Origin of the sequence: Pseudomonas sp. HMWF006, assembly GCF_003061205.1 — a bacterium.
Taxonomy (GTDB): domain Bacteria; phylum Pseudomonadota; class Gammaproteobacteria; order Pseudomonadales; family Pseudomonadaceae; genus Aquipseudomonas; species Aquipseudomonas monsensis.
This window is the reverse complement of sequence record NZ_QAIU01000019.1, coordinates 1-2606: the sequence shown is the minus strand read 5'-3', so window position 1 is coordinate 2606 and position 2606 is coordinate 1. Positions and strand designations below refer to the sequence as shown.

At 60.3% G+C, this 2606-nt stretch carries 2 protein-coding genes; one reads left to right on the top strand and one right to left on the bottom strand.

Translation table 11 applies throughout. The features are described from left to right. A partial coding sequence (locus DBR24_RS00545) for an alpha/beta fold hydrolase (RefSeq protein WP_146188921.1) occupies positions 1-737 on the top strand: 737 nt, incomplete at its 5' end. A gap of 120 nt (positions 738-857) precedes the next feature. On the opposite strand, the gene DBR24_RS00540 is transcribed toward DBR24_RS00545, so the two are convergent. Then, positions 858-2606: calcium-binding protein (locus DBR24_RS00540; RefSeq protein WP_146188920.1), on the bottom strand; the 1749-nt coding region annotated here is incomplete at its 5' end.

Here is a 2606-nt window from a genome sequence, read left to right as displayed (position 1 = left end):
GCTGGCCGCTGGATGCGGACATGTGGGAATACCAGATGGAATACCTGAGCAGCCGCGGTTACCGCACCATTGCCTTCGACCGTCGCGGCTTCGGCCGTTCCGAACAGCCTTGGCATGGTTACGACTACGACACCTTCGCCGATGACATCGCGCAGCTGATCAAGCACCTGGACCTGCGCGAAGTCACCCTGGTGGGCTTCTCCATGGGCGGCGGCGACGTCAGCCGCTACATCGCCCGGCACGGCAGCGAGCGAGTTGCTGGCCTGGTGCTGCTGGGTGCGGTGACGCCGTTGTTCGGCCAGAAAGCCGACTTCCCGCAAGGCGTCGACAAGTCGGTGTTCGATGGCATCAAGGCTGGCCTGCTGAAAGATCGCGCACAGTTCATTGCCGATTTTGCCGCACCGTTCTATGGCACCAACCAAGGCCAGAAAGTCTCCGATGGCGTGCTCACGCAAACCCTGAACATCGCGCTGATGGCCTCGCTCAAAGGCACAGTGGATTGCGTCACCGCGTTCTCGGAAACCGACTTCCGCCCGGACATGAGCAAAATCGACGTGCCGACCCTGGTGATCCACGGCGACGGCGACCAGATCGTCCCGTTCGAAACCACCGGCAAACAGGCGGCGGCACAGATCAAGGGCGCTGAACTGAAGGTCTACGCCGGTGCGCCGCACGGGTTTGCAGTGACGCATGCGCAGGCGTTGAATGAGGATCTGCTGGCGTTCCTCAACCGCTGAAAGGCTTCGCGTGAGGATTTGATTCAGCCTGTGCCGAACTCAATTCCCTGACCGCCAAGTGCCGTTCACGAAAAAGGCGCCCCTTTCCTGAGGTGGGCGCCTTTTTTACCGGTTGCCGATTCAAACCACGCCAACAAAATCACTCGCTGTCAGCGCAACATGCCCAACCAGATCTATTTGAATATCCGCTCCAGATCCCGAATTTACATTGCCCTCCACATAGGTGTGATCCACGCCGCCAACGTTCACGAAGTGGTACTTCAGTTGTGACTGATTGCTGAACTCGGTACCCACGCCATTCCATTCGCCGAGGAACGTGAAATCCTGATTACCGGCCGAACCGGCGCCGGAAGTTCGCGAGTCAATCAGCGACAGATCAATATGGTCCTGCCCCTGAGTGAAATCATTGATGACATCGCGCGTGAGAACCGTCGTTCCCGAGTCGCCTGTGGCAGAGAACACGAACACATCATTGCCTGTGCCGCCGGACAAGGTGTCGCGATTGCCGCCGCCCTCGAGCGTGTCACTGCCACCTCCGCCAGCGAGTGTGTCGCTGCTGCCCTGCCCCGTCAGGACGTTGTTGCCAGCATCACCGGTCAAGGTGTTGGCGCCGCTGCTGCCGATCACGTTTTCAACGTTGATCAGCGTGTCGTTGCCAGTCTGCGAGCTGCTCGCCAGACCGGTCGCCAGGTTGACCGTGGCACTGGCCGACGTACCCGACAAGTCGTATGTGTCATTGTCACCACCACCGTCGTAGCTGTCGTTGCCGTCGTTGACCGAGGCGCGCAAAGCGTCATTCCCCAGGCCGCCAAACACGCTGTCCAGGCCTTGCCCACCCACCAGCGTGTCGTTGCCGCTGCCACCGTCCAGCCAGTCATTGCCGCCCTGACCTTGCAGCACGTTGCTGGTGCTGTCGCCCAGGATATGATCGTTGCCAGAGCCACCGTTGACGTTTTCAATGCCGGTCAGGGTGTCACTGCCGGTCTGAGTGCTGGTTGAGGTGCCTGCCTGCAAATCCACCGTGGCCGCCGCCGAGGTGGCGGAGAGGTCATAGGTGTCGGTCCCGGCGCCGCCGTCATAATGGTCGTTACCATCGTTGAGCGACGCCAGCATCGTGTCGTTGCCACCGCCCCCCGACAGCGTGTCATTGCCGGCCAGCCCGGTGAGCTGGTTGTTGCCACTGTTGCCGGTGATGACGTTGTCCAGACCGTTACCCGTGCCATTGATATTGGCCGAGCCGAGCAAGGTCAGGTTTTCGACGTTGGCCCCCAGGGTGTAACTGATCGACGACATCACAGTGTCGGTGCCCTCATTGAGGTTTTCCTGCACCACATCGCCATTGGCGTCGACCATATAGATGTCGTTACCGGCATTGCCACGCATCGTGTCGTTGCCACTACCGCCATCCAGCAGATCCGAGCCGAGACCGCCATTGAGCACGTCGTTACCTGAATAGCCCATCAGGATGTCCTGATAGTTGGTGCCGTTGAGGGTATTGCTGAAGAAGTTGGTGCCCTCGATGAAGCGTCCGACCGCTTCCGTCGGATCTGAAGTCAATTGCTCCACGGTGCCGTTATTGTCGGTGTAGGTGGTCAGCACTCGCACCTGCTGACCAAACTGTGCCGAGGTCGGGGCAAAGGTCGAAGCATTGGCGCCTGCGATGTTCAGCCACGCGGCGCCCACCAGTGCTTGCCATTGATAGGAGAAGCCGCTTGGGCCCGGCAAGCCGTCGGCATCTTGAATCGCCGACGTGTTGGCGGTCAGCCGATACTGCGTTGGCACTGGCCGGCTCGGCGTGACGGGCGCGGTGGCAAATCCCGACACTGCAACATTGCCGGTGGGCAAATGGTTGGTGATGCTCAGATTGCC